19 protein-coding genes and 2 tRNA genes are annotated in these 14973 nt (G+C 57.3%); 2 read left to right on the forward strand and 19 right to left on the reverse strand.

The genetic code is table 11. The features are described 5' to 3' along the window. Positions 1-152: 152 nt before the first annotated feature. The 19 genes from ACR0JA_RS05580 to ACR0JA_RS05670 form a co-directional block, all read right to left on the reverse strand. Positions 153-1391, reverse strand: coding sequence for a type II restriction endonuclease (locus ACR0JA_RS05580; protein ID WP_480571196.1), 1239 nt, complete (start codon positions 1389-1391; stop codon positions 153-155). Next, on the reverse strand, positions 1391-1831 hold the full coding sequence (locus tag ACR0JA_RS05585; RefSeq protein ID WP_480572381.1) for a very short patch repair endonuclease: 441 nt from the start codon (positions 1829-1831) through the stop codon (positions 1391-1393). The genes ACR0JA_RS05580 and ACR0JA_RS05585 overlap by 1 nt, the downstream gene beginning before the upstream one ends. Before the next feature lie 31 nt (positions 1832-1862). Further along, positions 1863-3089, reverse strand: a complete 1227-nt coding sequence (dcm, locus tag ACR0JA_RS05590; RefSeq protein ID WP_170643479.1) for a DNA (cytosine-5-)-methyltransferase — start codon at positions 3087-3089, stop codon at positions 1863-1865. Between the two features lie 246 nt (positions 3090-3335). Then, positions 3336-3983 carry a hypothetical protein gene (locus ACR0JA_RS05595; RefSeq protein ID WP_480571199.1) on the reverse strand — a complete coding sequence of 216 codons (648 nt, stop codon included), beginning with the start codon at positions 3981-3983 and terminating at the stop codon, positions 3336-3338. A gap of 1 nt (position 3984) precedes the next feature. Beyond that, on the reverse strand, positions 3985-5184 hold the full coding sequence (locus ACR0JA_RS05600) for a tyrosine-type recombinase/integrase (RefSeq protein WP_480571202.1): 1200 nt from the start codon (positions 5182-5184) through the stop codon (positions 3985-3987). Between the two features lie 165 nt (positions 5185-5349). After that, a tRNA-Phe gene (locus tag ACR0JA_RS05605) sits at positions 5350-5424 on the reverse strand. A 79-nt stretch (positions 5425-5503) separates the two neighbouring features. Continuing rightward, on the reverse strand, positions 5504-5686 hold the full coding sequence (locus tag ACR0JA_RS05610; RefSeq protein ID WP_480571204.1) for a DNA gyrase inhibitor YacG: 183 nt from the start codon (positions 5684-5686) through the stop codon (positions 5504-5506). Further along, positions 5683-6705: a ribonuclease E/G gene (locus ACR0JA_RS05615; RefSeq protein WP_480571207.1), complete on the reverse strand. Its 1023-nt coding sequence runs from the start codon at positions 6703-6705 to the stop codon at positions 5683-5685. The genes ACR0JA_RS05610 and ACR0JA_RS05615 overlap by 4 nt, the downstream gene beginning before the upstream one ends. Next, positions 6702-7280, reverse strand: coding sequence for a Maf family protein (locus tag ACR0JA_RS05620; protein WP_480571210.1), 579 nt, complete (start codon positions 7278-7280; stop codon positions 6702-6704). The genes ACR0JA_RS05615 and ACR0JA_RS05620 overlap by 4 nt, the downstream gene beginning before the upstream one ends. A gap of 11 nt (positions 7281-7291) precedes the next feature. Continuing rightward, a complete protein-coding gene (gene infA, locus ACR0JA_RS05625; protein ID WP_005978431.1) occupies positions 7292-7510 on the reverse strand; it encodes a translation initiation factor IF-1 in 219 nt (72 codons plus the stop codon). A gap of 90 nt (positions 7511-7600) precedes the next feature. Continuing rightward, a complete protein-coding gene (locus tag ACR0JA_RS05630) occupies positions 7601-8476 on the reverse strand; it encodes a carbon-nitrogen hydrolase family protein (protein ID WP_480571213.1) in 876 nt (291 codons plus the stop codon). Beyond that, entirely contained in the window at positions 8473-9069 is a 597-nt protein-coding gene (locus ACR0JA_RS05635; protein WP_480571216.1) for a GNAT family N-acetyltransferase, read from the reverse strand. Before ACR0JA_RS05635 ends, ACR0JA_RS05630 begins: the two co-directional genes overlap by 4 nt. Next, a complete protein-coding gene (locus tag ACR0JA_RS05640) occupies positions 9062-9460 on the reverse strand; it encodes a ketosteroid isomerase-related protein (protein WP_480571218.1) in 399 nt (132 codons plus the stop codon). Before ACR0JA_RS05640 ends, ACR0JA_RS05635 begins: the two co-directional genes overlap by 8 nt. Positions 9461-9462: 2 nt before the next feature. Beyond that, on the reverse strand, positions 9463-9915 hold the full coding sequence (locus ACR0JA_RS05645; protein WP_480571221.1) for an arsenate-mycothiol transferase ArsC: 453 nt from the start codon (positions 9913-9915) through the stop codon (positions 9463-9465). 3 nt (positions 9916-9918) lie between these two features. Further along, a complete protein-coding gene (locus tag ACR0JA_RS05650; RefSeq protein WP_480571224.1) occupies positions 9919-10398 on the reverse strand; it encodes a UPF0262 family protein in 480 nt (159 codons plus the stop codon). A 75-nt stretch (positions 10399-10473) separates the two neighbouring features. Continuing rightward, positions 10474-11775 (reverse strand): histidinol dehydrogenase, encoded by a 1302-nt coding sequence (gene hisD, locus ACR0JA_RS05655; RefSeq protein ID WP_480571227.1) that lies wholly within the window; start codon positions 11773-11775, stop codon positions 10474-10476. 86 nt (positions 11776-11861) lie between these two features. Beyond that, the gene (locus ACR0JA_RS05660; protein WP_480571230.1) at positions 11862-12338 is read right to left on the reverse strand and encodes a DUF2948 family protein; all 477 of its coding nucleotides are present in this window, start codon (positions 12336-12338) and stop codon (positions 11862-11864) included. Next, positions 12335-13603 carry a UDP-N-acetylglucosamine 1-carboxyvinyltransferase gene (murA, locus tag ACR0JA_RS05665; protein WP_480571233.1) on the reverse strand — a complete coding sequence of 423 codons (1269 nt, stop codon included), beginning with the start codon at positions 13601-13603 and terminating at the stop codon, positions 12335-12337. The genes ACR0JA_RS05660 and murA overlap by 4 nt, the downstream gene beginning before the upstream one ends. A gap of 6 nt (positions 13604-13609) precedes the next feature. Next, positions 13610-13765, reverse strand: coding sequence for a hypothetical protein (locus ACR0JA_RS05670; RefSeq protein WP_480571236.1), 156 nt, complete (start codon positions 13763-13765; stop codon positions 13610-13612). An 83-nt stretch (positions 13766-13848) separates the two neighbouring features. Between ACR0JA_RS05670 and ACR0JA_RS05675 the strand changes: the two genes are divergently transcribed. After that, a tRNA-Thr gene (locus tag ACR0JA_RS05675) sits at positions 13849-13923 on the forward strand. Positions 13924-14725: 802 nt separating this feature from the next. Beyond that, positions 14726-14932, forward strand: a complete 207-nt coding sequence (locus ACR0JA_RS05680; protein WP_480571239.1) for a hypothetical protein — start codon at positions 14726-14728, stop codon at positions 14930-14932. Positions 14933-14973 lie beyond the last annotated feature (41 nt).

Here is a 14973-nt window from a genome sequence, read left to right on the forward strand (position 1 = left end):
CAAATTCGTTGAACCAGATATCACCTGAAGTCGGGCGCCAATCCGAAGCAGGTTTAATCACCCTCCGGATTTCGTCTTGTCCACAATTCACGCTTGCGTTGTCACATTTCCCGGGACCTTCGTGCCATTTCGCAACACTCAGCTTACTACTTTCAGATCAACCGCAACTGCCGCCCACGCATGTCTCTTACGATCTCCAGAAAGTCTGCCATCTTCATCAGCCAGGTTCGTTGGTCTGGGCTATAGGTACGGTGCAGAGAAGCTGGCAGAACCAGTTGCAACCCCTGTGTCTGCATTTCACTGGTCTGAACTTTGGATATTGCCGGCTCCAGCGTAAGCAAATGCTTGGTGCTGATCCGGTCGGCTTCCGACAAAACCTGCCGCCATCGGTCTTTACAACTGGTCTTTACCGCCAACATGACCAACTGGTCACCGGGAAACTGGTTGTCGGCGTATTCTTCCTCGCCGGGAAACAAAAAATCCGCAGCATGACGTTTCTCAGTCGTGGCCTCACGTGTATAGCTCATACCGTGCGCATGGAGAACCGCTTCTACATGGTGACCAAATGCGTAGCCAGCCCGCGATTTTCTCCGGTTCTGCACACTCAGAGAAAAGCTCAAAAACTCATCGACATCGGCTTCTTCAGCAGTACTAAAACCTGATTTCAACCGGGTTGAAACAATTTCGCGTTCCAAATGCCGGAACAAAGCTTCTTCATGCTCCATCCAGGCGACCAGTGCACCGTCAGGGTCCGCCAGAGGATCAATCTCTGGTAACGTTTCCCGAGCGAATACCGAAAAAGGAATGGTTCCGGGAAATTCTCGCCCAAACTTTTTGATCAGTAAATCGAACGCATCAGGTTCGGGTTCCTCCACAGTGATGCCAAGCTCTGACAGAACGCTTCGCGCCGGGTACCCAAGTTCGATGTTGCTGTTATGATCAATCCGCCTGGCGACTGACCGGCCATCATTCAGCTCCAGCCCGAACAGCCAGAGCAGTTGCTGGCCGATTGTGGAACCCTGGGGTGCTAAAACTACCAGGAGCCCACTGTCTTTACGACGTGCGATTATCAGTTGATCTCCCGCCTTTGCGGACCGCACAACCGGACGAGCATCAGCAGAGTAGTAAAGATGGTATTCTGCTGATCGCTTTTCATCATCGCGCCTCACGTCACTCCAGGTGCAGAACGATCGGACAGGTTCAGTTGGTCTGTCCAGTTCATCTGTAACCCAAAAGAAATCTGCCGCCATTTCGAGTTTTTCGTCCGATTCCCCGAGAAATGCTTTGAAACTCTTTACGCCCTGAAACTCGTGCTGTTTTGCCAGTTCATTTGCGGTGAGAACTTTGGCTCCGGCCCCGTCAAACAGATCTGATAGTACGCCGAACTGCATCAGTTCCTCACCGAAGCATGATCGTCAGGCAGTGCCTCAAGTTTCAGGTCACCTTCGTGTTCCTCAAGCCATTCCAATACGGCATCAAGTATCTCCCCGAGAGGTCGGCGCCGACGGCCCTTTAAAGCGCATTCCCAGACGGTTCCGATGCGCCACCCGGCTTTGTGCAGAGCCTCTATGACGCGTTTGTCGCGTGCAACATTGGTCCCGATCTTTTCACGCCAAAATTTTTCCCGTGTTCTCGGCCATTTAAACAGATGGCAATTGTGGCCATGCCAAAAACACCCGTGGACAAATAGAACGCAGCGAAACTTTGGGAAGACCAGGTCCGGTCGCCCGGGCAATTTCCGGTGGTGCAGTCGGTAGCGCAAACCACAGGCATGAAGCCCACGGCGGATCAACATTTCCGGCTTTGTGTTTACCCCCCGAATTGCCGCCATATTGCGGCTGCGGGTTGCCTTGTCATGTACGTCAGCCAACTTTGCGTCCAGCCTCTGCCCTTATTTCCAGCTGGGACAGAATATGCGGGCGCATTAGCCGTGCAACCTCAGCAAAAACCGGTACGGCGACTGAGTTACCGAATTGCTTGTAAGCCTGAGTATCGGACACCGGAATTCGGAATTCATCGCTATATCCCATGAGCCTCGCGCATTCGCGTGGTGTGAGCCGGCGTGGGTTCTCTCCTTCGCCGCGGCTCACCAGTATTTCCGAACCGTCTTTGTAATAACGAGCGGACAATGTCCTCGAGATGCTGTCGCCATCTACCAACCCAAAACCAAAGCCATTCCCTGCGGCCTTATGTTTTGCGGCATATCTTTGTAGGTAATCCCACAACTTGTCTGAGAGCGTATATTTGTCGCTGACAACTGCATCACAGCCGACAGTAAAATGCCCTTCGGGTTGTTCTGTGCCGTTCTGCGGGTGAAAGATATCACGCATTCTCTTATGCCCACGCGGGGGCAGGAACAGATCTTCGAAAGAGAATGAGACTTCGGATCGGAAACCAACCAATACGATTCTCTGGCGATGTTGCGGGACAAAATGAGCGGCATCTATGACCTGCGTATGCAGAGTATAACCCAGTTCTTCGGTCAGCTTGCGGCAGATGACCTTGAAGGTTCTGCCTTTATCGTGACTTCTCAGGTTTTTTACATTCTCCAGCAGAAATGCGACCGGGCGATGATGCTTCAAAACCCGAAGCACATCAAAAAAAAGAGTTCCTTGTGTTTCATCTTCAAACCCGTGGGCGCGTCCCAAAGCATTTTTCTTGGAAACACCGGCAATTGAGAAGGGCTGGCATGGGAACCCGGCTACAAGAACGTCGTGGCCCGGGATCGCCGCTGCATCAACCTCGCGGATATCACCGGCGATCGGCCTGTTATCAGCAAAATTCGCCAGGTAGGTCTGTTGAGCGAACTTGTCCCACTCAGACGTAAAGACGCAGCGTCCCCCCGCGCCTTCCATCGCCTTTCGCAATCCACCGATGCCAGCGAAGAGATCAATGAAGCTAAAATCGCCCGCTCCGCTGACAGGGCGTCGGGCTTTAATCTCCAGCTCCAGCAAGCGAGTGACGCTTTCTCGCGGCTTTTCTTCACCCCTGATCCACCGATAAATATGACCTTCAGAATACTCGAGGTATTCAGCAGCTTCCGGGACCGAATAGCCTGCTTTTTGCAAAAGGATTCCGAAGTCTGTCATTGCTGCTCACACCCTGGGTATTTTTCTGTCATTATGTCGGGAGGCGACCCGCTTCGCAAGAACATAGTGCGTACATCTGGTGCAAATATCATCTTGCACCACTGCATCCAGGTGGCGGACAATACGTTAAACAGTGCGTCTCTGGATCAAACCAGCGCCTGAACACCCGGCAACAAAACATACGAATTTGCTGCTGGGTGGGCCAGATTTCATCTCACGGCAACGCGTCTGAGCCGAACTCATTCCTCAGCTCGAATCGGTAAACAGTACCGGCTCAGAAAGGCTCTGCGTAACCCCCTCAATTTCCGAGACCACGAACAGAGTCTCCGCATTCCTGGACAATTTTACTTCGTATAAAATTTCTCTCACAAACATGACGGCCGCGCTAAGCTCAGTTTTTGTGCCCGGATTGAATGTTGGCGTTGGTTCTTCATGAAATAAAGCCGCATACAAGCCCAGAGTCTCCGGATAAAAGTTCGCCTCCCACCACTTCTGTGGAAGCTTTTCGTTCAACTCTTCCGAACGCTTAAACCTTGAGATTGTCTCTTCGAGTTGCTGTCTGAGTTCATCGCCAGCAGTCCTGTACTCGAAACCAAGCTTGTTCAACCTTTCGACTACGTCAAAGTACCTGAGGGCGGCGGCAGCGTCTGCAAAGAACTTTTTCTCATTGAGGCCCAAAGCCTGTTTGAAGTGCCCTTGCATCGAAATCGCGACAGTTTCGTTAAGAGCGCGCCGCGCTCTTTCCGATACCTCAGCACTAAACGAGGCAGGAAAGACTTTCTTCGGCGACCTTAGCCGGTGCCTGACGATTTCGCAGGTCTTTTCCAGAACGCGCTCAAAAGTCTCACTTGTAATCCAGTCATCGGCCGTAATCAGATCTGCAATCCGAACCACGTCACTGCTCCGCCGCATCAGTTCGAAGCTGGTCGAGTTTTTCAGCCCACCAATCCGCCATCCGAATACGCTCCTCCCAGTGTTCTCCCCGAACATAGGCGCGTCGCACGTCGTTGCCCTCAACATGGGCCAGAGCGCGTTCAACCGCGTCTGCAGCCCACAGGCCGCTCTCGTTTGCGAAGGTGCTGAACGTTGCTCTGAAGCCGTGTGCGGTTATCTGATCGGACGAGTACCCCATCCGTCGGAGTGCAGCGTTCAGAGTGTTTTCCGACATGGGTTTCTTCCAGGAGCGCGCGGAGGGGAAAAGATAGTCACTTGTTCCCGTATGCCAGTGCAGCTCTTTCAGCTGATCCAGCGCCTGCCGTGGCAACGGAACACGGTGAGGGCGGCGCATTTTCATTCGTTCCGCCGGGACACGCCATGTCGCCTCCTGACGCTCAAATTCATCCCATGTCGCCAGTCTGAGCTCTCCGGGGCGTGGGGCCAGAAGGGCAAGCAGATGCAGCGCATGTTTTGTCGCAGGCTGACCCGAGAAAGCATCGATCCGGTTCAGAAGCAGGCCAAGCTCTTTCGGATCAAGAATCGCTGATCTGGAACGCACCTGTGGACGGACAAGCGCGCCCTTCAGCGCCTCTGTGGGATCTTTATGCGCCCGCCCGGTCGCAATTGCATATCGAAACACCGAGCCGATCGTACTCCTGAGCCGGCTGGTCGTTTCATATGTCCCTTTGCTTTCAACCTGCCGCAGCAGGCGCAGAACATCCGGGGTCTCTACCTGCGCAACAGGACGTTCTGAAAGCATCGGCTCAGTCTGACTGATGAGCCAGTTCAGCTTCTTCAAAGTAGCTGGCGCCCGCCCTTCTTTTTCCAGCTTTGAAACATACTCCCGGGCTACCACGCCAAAGGTCACTGCGCGTTCCCGTTCGGCCTCAATCTTCGCCAGTTTCCGCTCCTCACCCGGGTCTTTGTCTTCCAGCAAAAGCAACTTCGCGGCGTCGCGTTTTTCGCGTGCAAGTTTCAGGCTGACGAGAGGGTAAGGACCCAGAGAAAGGAGCTTTTCTCTACCCCCAAACCGGTACTTGAGCCGCCAGAGCCTGGACCCGCCGGGATTGATCAGCAGGTGCAAACCGCCTCCGTCGAATATTTTGTAAGGTTTTTCGCGGCTTGCGGTGTTTCGGATGGCTGTATCGGTCAACGGCATGGGAACAGGAATCGAATTAATGTGGTTTTGAAAATACCCCCGGAAATACCCCCAGATCGTCTGGCTGCCCCCGGAATCACCTGAACGACGCTGGACTCAGAATGCAGCAAAATCATGGCGTTACCGAAAATATCGGACAGTGCTGGATGCTGCTGAAAGTATAAATGGTGCCCGGGGGCGGAATCGAACCACCGACACGAGGATTTTCAATCCACTGCTCTACCCCTGAGCTACCCGGGCACGGGAACGGTGTTTGCCGTTGGGTGGAGGCGTTCTATGACTTGCCAACGGCAGTGTCCAGAGGCTTTTTTACATTTTTTCAGTGCGGCTGAGTTGGCTTTGGATTGTCCACGTCCGGCTCTGCCTCAAGGTCCTCTTCCCGCTGCGACGGGACGGCGTATGAGCCGTTCAACCATTTCGCCAGATCGAGGTCCGCGCAGCGTTTCGAGCAAAAGGGGCGGTACATCTGAACGGTGTTTTCGCCGCAGACCGGGCAGCTCATTTCAAGACCTCCCACAAAGGCGCTCGACCGCGTTTGCGCTGCAGTTCGAAATGGCCCAGCGGGGTCCAGCCGGCCAGAATTGTCTCTTCCGGATCGGACTTCAACGCCGTGCGCAGGGCTGCCTCGAACCCACGCCGGTCCTTTTTGGGCATCGGGGCGAGATCCAGCGTGATCTGACCACCCAGACCGCGGACGCGCAGCGCGCGGGGCAGGGTTTTGGCGCAGGCGAAATTGGCCTTGGTCCCGGCAGCCATCGACGTGTCGCGCCCGGTATTCACGTCCACAGCAACAAGTGCACGGGTGGGCTGGATAAACAGCGACCCGCCACCCGACAGAGGCTCGACGATCCCTTGCGCGGTCTCCAGCGCGTCCAGCACGCCATGTGTTTCGAACCCGCCCGGCTGGGTCGAGACCTCGGCCGGATCGGTCCAGTCGCGCCAGGCAAGCACGTGGGGGCTGTCGCCCTCGCTCAGGGTTTCGGGCTCGGTCCCGGGGTCGTTCATGACCTGCTCGGCCTGTGCGTGCATGGCGGCGATGTCTTCGGCGATCTCATCCGGGTCTGCATTCTGGCAGCAGGAACGCAATATCAGACCGTAATTGCTGTCTCCCATTTGATCATGGGCGATCTCAAGCAAACGATCACGCAGGTCGTCGTCGCGGATACTGCGCGAGATATTCAGGCCCGGCGCATCGGGTGTCACGATGGCATAGCGGCTTTTGAACAGGATACGATTGGTGACCAGGATCGCCTTGCCCGGTTCCGCGTATCCGGTGATCTGGACAAGAATATCCGCGCCCGGTGCCAGCCCCTTGACCTGCCGCAGAAACGCGGGGCCATCGGGCGTTGTAAGGAACATCCCGCCTTGTCCCTTGACGGGCCGGTCGGCGCGGGCGCGATAAATCGTACCAGGTGCCGGAGCGTCTGCGGCGATCAGAAAATCTTCGAGAATGCCGTCAACCATCAGGGCTGCGGCTTCGCGGTCCTGAATATGGTCCAGAATGATCGTGCGGCCCTTCATGATCCCTCGCGATATAGCGGATAGCCAATGCCTTGCAAAAGTGCGGCGGTTTCAGACAACGGCAGTCCGACTATGCCCGTAAACGAGCCGGAAATCCATGGGATGAACGCGCCCGCAGGCCCTTGGATCGCATATGCCCCAGCTTTGCCTTCCCAGTCGCCGGTCGCAAGATAGGCGTTGATCTCGATATCCGAGAGGCGCTTGACCTTGACCTGACTGACAACGTCACGCTGCAGGACGCGATCGCCGCGCCGCACCGCAACAGACGTGATCACCCTGTGCCTGCGGCCGGACAGGGCGTGCAGGAACGCCGCAGCCTCGCCAGCGTTCTCCGGCTTGCCCAGAATGCGCCGCCCCAATGCAACCGTGGTATCGGCGCAGAGCGTTACGTCGTCGGGGTCGGCCTGCACCGCCTCGACCTTCGCCCGGGTGATGCGATGGCAATAGGGGACGGGCAGTTCCCCTTTCAGCGGCGTTTCATCAATGTCGGGGGCGCGAATGGCGTCGGGCTGTACGCCAAGCTGCGCCAGCAGGTCCAGCCGCCTTGGGCTGCCCGATCCGAGGATAAACGCCATGGTGTTGGGCGTTACTTGAAGCGGTAGTTGATCCGACCCTTGGTCAGATCATAGGGGGTCATCTCGACCTGAACTTTGTCGCCGGCCAGAACACGGATGCGGTTCTTGCGCATCTTGCCTGCCGTATGTGCGATGATCTCATGGCCGTTTTCCAGCTCGACCCGAAACGTCGCATTAGGCAGGAGTTCCTTCACGACACCGGGAAATTCGAGCGTATCTTCCTTGGCCATGTTGTCTCCACATTTACGTTGCACCGCAGAATCTGCGGGGATGTGCGCTTAAATGAGCCTAATTCGACCTCAATTCAAGGGCGGAATTACCTAAAGAGGGCAGATTGTGACTGAATCGGCGCGGGGTGTCTGTTCGAGCCAGTGGGCGCGGTTCAGCACACGCCCGTCGGCGCGTACAGTCGCAATTGCTGACAGATCAACCTCGGCATAGGTCCAGCCGGGTTGGTTCAATGTACCTTCGGACAGGACGCCGGTTGACGGGAATCCGATATCCGGAGGGCCAAAGACCCCACCCATTCCGGTATTCATATCGACGGCTTCTGACCAGTCGTTGGCACCGACCAGGGAGGACATTACCGTCACGCATTGCCCCTCGAGCGCGCGCGACATTGCGCCGATACGAACACGCCAATAGCCTGACAGCGCTTCGGTGCAGGATGGCACAAGGATCAGATCGGCGTCCTGCAAGGCCCGTCCCAGCAGGGGGAACTCGCTGTCATAACAGATCAGCACACCGATCTTGCCCAGAGCTGTATCGAACAGCTTCAAAGGGCCGCCGGGTGCGATGTCCCAGGGATTGCGCTCGAACCGGGTCATGATCTGTTTGTCCTGATGGTCGTGCCCGCCATCCGGGGCGTAGAATGCGGCCCTGTTCACGGGGCGGTCAGTCCCGCTAATAACAGGGGCAGACGCACCCAGAATGTAAGTTCTGTATTCCTGCGCAAGGTTCCGGTGCAGGTCGGTCGCATCCTGCATCCGGTCGGACACCGTGTGGATTGAGCGTTCAAGATCGCCAGCAACATCGGCCCCGTCCAGTGTCGACAACTCCATCGCGCCATATTCAGGAAAGACCAGCAGTTCAGCCCCCTGACCGCTGGCCTCGGCAACCCAGGCCGCCACTTTGTCTTCGTATTGCGACCAACTGTCGAGCCAATCGAGCGGGTAGGCGGCGGTTGCGACTTTCATTGAATATCCCTGATCCAGAACTGCAACGGTTTTTGCGTCTCACCCGTATCGCCAATATCCTTCCAGGAAAACTGCGCGATCACGCCAGGCAGCGGTTCATATCCTCGTGCGCGCCAAAAGGCGTCCAGAGGGCGATAGTTGTCTGGTCGCATGGGATGGTCCGCCGGGCGCTGAACGGCGCAGAACGCGCATTTGGCAAAACCCAGTTGCCGCGCGTGCGCCTCGCGCAGGTCAAAGAAGCGGTGCCCCACGCCCTGACCGCGATACGCGGGCAACAGGACGGATTCGGCGCAATAGAAGATTTGACTCAAATCCAGTCCGGTCCCGTCAAAGGCCATCGCAAAATCTTCGGCATGATCGGCCAAAGGAGCTCCGGTCGACGCACCGACCAATGTGTCGCCGTGGAAGGCCCCGACAACAATCGCTTTGTCGCTGTCCCGGTAGGTTTGCAGGTAAGTCCGCTCGTAGTCGAGATCACCGTCATAAAAATAAGGCCACGCCTTGAATACAGCGATGCGCAGGCGCGCCACATCGTCCAGTGCTTCGGCAAGCGAAGGTCCGGTGAGGGAATGGACGCTGGTGACCTCAGCCACCTGACACCTGTTTGGTCCAATCGGCAAGGTTGTAGAAGGTGGTGACCCGGGTAATCTTTCCGTCCCTCAAGTCAAAAAACGACCCGGCGGGTAGGCGGTAGGTCTGACCATGCGCTTGCGGCAGGCCCTCATCGGTCTCGAGGTATGTGCCATTGACGATGAACTCGGCCGCTGCACGGGTCCCGTCATTGGTGTCGAAAATCACGATATCGGTCAGGTTTTCTCGGTAGCAACGGTTCATATGGGCGCAAAACGCCGCAAACTTCTCTTTGCCCAGGCGAATTTGGCCTTCGTTCACGTGATGGGCGACGTCATCGGCAAGACAGGCCAGCATCCCGTCCACGTCCCCGGCATTGAATGCATCGAAATAGGTTTTGACGGTTGCGTTCATGGTCACTCCGTTGGCTCGCCCCAGCGGTCCTTTAGATGTTTGATGATCTGATCCCGGGTCTGCCGATAATGATGCAGCTTTTGTTCCCGGTTCTCGCCCAGCCCCGTGGGGTCCATAATCGGCCAGTAGTCGACGTCGAGGTGAAAAATCCGGGTCAGTTCCAGCGCCTTGCGCTGGCTTGCCGGTGACAGGGCTACGATCAGGTCGAACGAGCTCAGGTCATCGCCCCAATCCTGCATCTCGTCGAACGAGCGTGACCGATGGCGCGACAGCTCCACATCGATCTCCTTGCAGGCCGCGATGCAGAACCCGTCAATCTCCATGTCGTTGTGAACACCGGCAGATTGGACGTACGTGCCGGTACCATAGAATTTTTTCATGATCCCCTCGGCCATAGGGGATCGCACCGCGTTGTGGTCGCAACAAAACAGGACCGACTGCGGCAAAGCCTTCACCTGTCAGCCTCCAAAGTGCAGCACGCAGATCAGCGTGAACAGGCGGCGGGCGGTGTCGGTGTCAATTTCGGCTTTACCTTCCAGCCGTTCCTGCAAAACGCGGCTGCCTTCGTTGTGAATACCGCGTCTGGCCATGTCGATGGTTTCAATCTGGCTTGGGGGCAGCGACTTGACCGCGTTGAAATAGCTTTCGCAGATCTGAAAGTAATCTTTGACCACTTGCCGGAACGGTCCAAGCGACAAATGAAACTCGGCCGCCTTTTCTTCGGCTTCGGTTGCGACATCGAAGACCAGCCGTTTGTCGCGGATCGACAGCTGAACGTGGTAGGGCCCATCCGGCACAATGCGGTCGTCGCGCGTGGGCAGGGTGAACGAGTTGTCCTCGAGCAGATCGTAGATCGCCACTTTTCGCTCCTGCTCGATTTCGGGCGTCGGAGGCGGAAGGTTTCGATCATCCAGTTCGATATGCGAAATGCGGGTCATTTTCAGCGTAGTCCAGTCAGTTCGGAACAGACCTATAACAACGGATCGAACAGGGCAATGGAGCCGTGCGCCCCCTTAGTTATTCAGTCGAACGAGCCTTGCCAGCACCGAAAGACCGTGGGCCTCAAGGCTTTCGGACCGGGCCAACCGGGCTGCGGCCGGGCCAATGGCTTGCAATGCTTCGGGTGTCATCTGGCTGAGTGTCGTGCGCTTGAGAAAATCCATCACGCTGAGGCCCGATGAAAACCGCGCCGAACGTGCCGTAGGCAGGACATGGTTCGGTCCGCCGACATAATCGCCAATGGCTTCGGGCGTGTATTGCCCCAGAAAGATCGCCCCGGCGTGGCGGGTTTTTTCGCTGAGAGCCAGCGGGTCGGCCACACAAAGTTCAAGATGTTCGGGTGCGATGCGGTTCGACAGCTTTGCGGCCTCATCCAGATCACGAACAGTGATAACGGCACCAAAGTCGCGCCAGCTGGCGCCAGCGATTTCGCGGCGTTCCAGTGTTTTCAGTCGGGTCTCAACCGCTTGCGCAACGGCCTGCCCAAACCGGGCGTCATCGGTGATCAGGATCGACTGGGCGCTTTCGTCATGTTCGGCCTGGCTGAGCAGGTCCAGCGCGATCCAGTCCGGGTCATTATCCTTGTCGGCTATCACCAGAATTTCCGATGGGCCTGCAATCATGTCGATCCCGACCTTGCCAAACACACGGCGTTTGGCGGCTGCAACAAAAGCGTTGCCCGGTCCGGTGATCTTGTCGACCGGCATTATCGTTTCGGTTCCGTAGGCCAGTGCGGCAATCGCCTGTGCGCCGCCAATGCGATAGATCGTATCCACGCCCGAAAGCTGTGCCGCCAACAGGACCAGCGGATTCACTTGCCCGTCCGGGGTCGGCACGGCAATGGCCAGCCGTTCAACCCCCGCCACTTTGGCCGGGATCGCGTTCATCAGCACTGACGAAGGGTACGACGCCAAACCGCCCGGAACATAGAGACCAGCGGCAGACACCGCCGACCAGCGCCAGCCCAGCGTCGCGCCAGCCTCGTCCGTCCATTCGGCGTCGGTTGGCAGTTGTTTCTGGTGGTATGCACGAATGCGGTCCGCCGCCAGTTCCAGCACGGCACGATCATCGTCCGACACCTGACAGGTCGCCGCTGCGATCTCTTCGGCGCTGAAGGTCAGGGTTTCCGGTGTCAATTCCAGCCGGTCGAACTTTGCGGTCAGTTCGATGACCGCCGCGTCGCCTCGCTGGCGCACATCGTCGATAATCTGCGCCACAACCGCGTCCACATCGGGGCTGTCTTCGCGTTTGGCGTTCAACAACGCCCGAAAGGCGGGTTCGAAATCGGTCGACGCAGAGTCGAGGAAGACGGGCATGGCGGATACTCTCAGGCGTTTGCACGGGTCATAGCGCCGGTGATGAGGACGCTCAACCCTGCTTGGGTCGGGTCAGTCGGCGGGGCCTATTCCGGGTGATGCGGCGCGTGGCCTGACGGTGCGAGATAGGGGCGTGTCACGTCTTTTAGCGACGCGTCGATGGTTTCGACCTGCAATCGGATGGCGCCATCGCCCGCAAGCGTCAGCAAAATCTGCCCGGCTCCATCCTCGCCAGCTTCGAAATCGACGGACAGCAGAGACAGGATCATGTCCTTGTCGCCACGGTCGACACCCTGGCTGGCCACAGACAGGACCGAGCCGAACACCAGCACCGATTGCACCCGTTCGAACGCACGACCACGCCGCGCTGCAGCGTCTTTGTCTTCCCAGCGAAAGCGGTTCAGCAGCAGGGCGAACTGACGGTCGGACGCGCGCCACGTCATCTCGGTGACGGGAAACACCGCGTCCTGTACCAGAGTCGAGATAACCTGAAGATCATCAGCATCTTCGGCCCCGAGATTCAGAGGGGCTTCGCGCCCGTCTTCAAAACTTGCGTCTGTCATTGGCCTTTGATCCGTTCAATCTTTGCGCCCACGCCTTCCAGCTTACGCACCACATGTTCATATCCGCGATCAAGATGATAGACCCGGCTGACGGTTGTTTCTCCTTCGGCGGCCAGACCGGCAAGGATCAACGAAACCGAAGCCCGCAGATCTGTCGCCATCACCGGCGCACCTTTCAGGCGTTCCACTCCGGTCACGGTGGCGGTGCCGCCATGAACCTCGATATTCGCGCCCATGCGAACCAGTTCCGGCGCGTGCATAAAGCGGTTTTCAAAGATGCGTTCTTCCAGCACCGAGGTGCCTTCGGCCGTGCACATTAACGCCATCATCTGCGCCTGCAGATCGGTGGGAAAGCCGGGGAAAGGTTCCGTCACGACATCCACCGCCGCTACACGGCCGTTTTTGCGGGTCACTTTCAGGCCTTTTTCGGTCTCTGAAACGCTGATCCCTGCGGCATCCAACTTGGCTGCAAAGCTTTCGACGAGCCGCATACGGCCACCTAACAGCTCAACCTCGCCGCCGCAGATCGCGGGGGCAAGCATATAGGTGCCCAACTCGATCCGGTCGGTCACAACCTGATGGGTCGCGCCGTGCAGGCGATCGACGCCCTGAATTTCGATGGTCGACGTACCTTCGCCTGCGATTTGTGCCCCCATCTTGCGCAGGCATTCCACCAGATCGACAATCTCGGGCTCGCGCGCGGCGTTCTTCAGCACGGTCGTACCCTTGGCCAGCGTGGCGGCCATGACGATATTCTCGGTCGCGCCCACGGATGCAAATCGCATTTCATGAACCGCACCCTTCAACCCACCCGAGGTTTTAGCGTGCAAATAGCCGTCTTTCAGTTCGATCTCGGCCCCCAGCGCCTCCAGCCCTTCGACATGCAGATCCATCGGGCGCGCACCAATTGCGCAGCCGCCGGGCAGCGAGACAACCGCCTGCCCGAACCGCGCCAGCAAGGGTCCAAGGACAAGGTTCGAAGCGCGCATTTTGCGCACGATATCGTAATCGGCAACATGGCTGGTCAGGCTATGGCTGGACATCGCGATTACTTGCCCATCCTGCAAAGCAGACACTTCGGCCCCAAGCGATTGCAACAGGGCGGTCATGGTTTTGATATCGCTCAGCCGCGGCGCGTTGGTCAGCGTCAGCGGTTCCTCGCTGAGCAGCGTCGCGGGCATCAGCGTCAGACATGCGTTTTTGGCCCCCGCAATGGGGATCTGCCCGCTCAGCGGGCCATTGCCCGTCACCAGAATCGAATCCATCTGCTCTTATCCCTCGTCCTTGCCAGCTTTGTCCCCGGATGTCGCCCGCGCCTTGGCCTGCGCCTTGCGGCGCGCCATATTGGCCTTAAGCGCTGCCTTCAGTCGTTCCTCGCGGGTATCGCCGGGTTTGCCGTGTTTTTTGGGTGAATTTTTCTCTGCCATTGTCTTTCTCTACAGCAGAGGAAAAAAACCGTCCAGACACCCTTGCGCCGCGTTTCGTTTGAGTCTAATCACCCGCCCACAGCGCTGCTGTAGCTCAGAGGTAGAGCACTCCCTTGGTAAGGGAGAGGTCGAGAGTTCAATTCTCTCCAGCAGCACCATCCCTTCATCGTAATTTTCAAGATTGCCCTTGTAGCCAAGGATGCAAAGTCGCCTTGTGTGATGCACGCTGGTGTGATGCCGGATAGTGTGAATACGAGGCCAACCCTCTATCATCCAAGATACGTGGCTCTGCGACTGTTTGCTCGGGGCTCTGAATAGTACTGCGGTGGACGCCCGGGAACTAAGTCCAGGCAAGTCGGCCGAAACCATTGCGAGCGGCGCGTGGCCCCCCTGGTCAGAGAACCTATATCTGGCCGTACACGCCTTCAGAGGCGGTAATTGAGCCATTCGGAAGAACTTACTGAAAGTTTTTCTCGATATGTGACCAACATTACGGACGCGCCTGTGGGTATGGGCTTATATGGGGACAGTAACGAGTTGGCGCTCATGTTGAGTTTAGAGCGCGGATTTTTCACTGTCCTCCCTGTGACTGGGGCGCGCCTTTGAACGGCGCGCCCTTTTTTCGTGGTTCCAATGTGCCGAATGGGTGCTTTTTGACTCTGGCGACGGGCTGGAAAACGGCTTGGCGGGATTGACGCCACGTCACGAAACATTCGCCTAGGTTCAGGAAGTTGACGTAAAGGTCAGCTACCGCTGAGATTTTTGACTCGGCGGTCAAAAAATGACGCAACTTGCCGATTCCTTCCCCCTTACGAACCGCAGCAAATTTCTTACATGCGCCGGGTCGCTGCGGGTTGCCACTCACGATAGGCGGTCCTTGAGCCCTTTTGGGCAGAGGTGTTCGGACCGGGCCCGCAGCGGCAAAGATTTTTGGAACGGTTTTGGGAAAGGGAATTTGAAATGCACATCAAGTCTATCCTCGGCCGATTTACCGGCAAGACATCCGCCAGCACGACGTTGTCCAAAGCCAGGAATGCGCCGGACCCGGATCCCGAGGAAACACAGGTCAAGCTGACCGAGTCGGATTTTCGGGCGCTGTTTCACACCGCTTTGATGGAAAAGCAAAAGGACTTGCCTGTGCGACGCGCCATGGACAAGCAGCCCTGAAATCTATCCAAAGCGATCCGTGCATTTGCCGCTAAATACCA

The sequence above is a fragment of the Ruegeria sp. AM4 genome, from assembly GCF_056540665.1.

Coding starts and splice junctions, on each gene's coding strand:
- ACR0JA_RS05580 (WP_480571196.1), bottom strand. CDS start 1,391: ATGCAGTTCGGCGTACTATCAGATCTGTTTGACGGGGCCGGAGCCAAA.
- ACR0JA_RS05585 (WP_480572381.1), bottom strand. CDS start 1,831: ATGGCGGCAATTCGGGGGGTAAACACAAAGCCGGAAATGTTGATCCGC.
- dcm (WP_170643479.1), bottom strand. CDS start 3,089: ATGACAGACTTCGGAATCCTTTTGCAAAAAGCAGGCTATTCGGTCCCG.
- ACR0JA_RS05600 (WP_480571202.1), bottom strand. CDS start 5,184: ATGCCGTTGACCGATACAGCCATCCGAAACACCGCAAGCCGCGAAAAA.
- ACR0JA_RS05610 (WP_480571204.1), bottom strand. CDS start 5,686: ATGAGCTGCCCGGTCTGCGGCGAAAACACCGTTCAGATGTACCGCCCC.
- ACR0JA_RS05615 (WP_480571207.1), bottom strand. CDS start 6,705: ATGAAGGGCCGCACGATCATTCTGGACCATATTCAGGACCGCGAAGCC.
- ACR0JA_RS05620 (WP_480571210.1), bottom strand. CDS start 7,280: ATGGCGTTTATCCTCGGATCGGGCAGCCCAAGGCGGCTGGACCTGCTG.
- infA (WP_005978431.1), bottom strand. CDS start 7,510: ATGGCCAAGGAAGATACGCTCGAATTTCCCGGTGTCGTGAAGGAACTC.
- ACR0JA_RS05630 (WP_480571213.1), bottom strand. CDS start 8,476: ATGAAAGTCGCAACCGCCGCCTACCCGCTCGATTGGCTCGACAGTTGG.
- ACR0JA_RS05640 (WP_480571218.1), bottom strand. CDS start 9,460: ATGAACGCAACCGTCAAAACCTATTTCGATGCATTCAATGCCGGGGAC.
- ACR0JA_RS05650 (WP_480571224.1), bottom strand. CDS start 10,398: ATGACCCGCATTTCGCATATCGAACTGGATGATCGAAACCTTCCGCCT.
- hisD (WP_480571227.1), bottom strand. CDS start 11,775: ATGCCCGTCTTCCTCGACTCTGCGTCGACCGATTTCGAACCCGCCTTT.
- ACR0JA_RS05660 (WP_480571230.1), bottom strand. CDS start 12,338: ATGACAGACGCAAGTTTTGAAGACGGGCGCGAAGCCCCTCTGAATCTC.
- murA (WP_480571233.1), bottom strand. CDS start 13,603: ATGGATTCGATTCTGGTGACGGGCAATGGCCCGCTGAGCGGGCAGATC.
- ACR0JA_RS05670 (WP_480571236.1), bottom strand. CDS start 13,765: ATGGCAGAGAAAAATTCACCCAAAAAACACGGCAAACCCGGCGATACC.
- ACR0JA_RS05680 (WP_480571239.1), top strand. CDS start 14,726: ATGCACATCAAGTCTATCCTCGGCCGATTTACCGGCAAGACATCCGCC.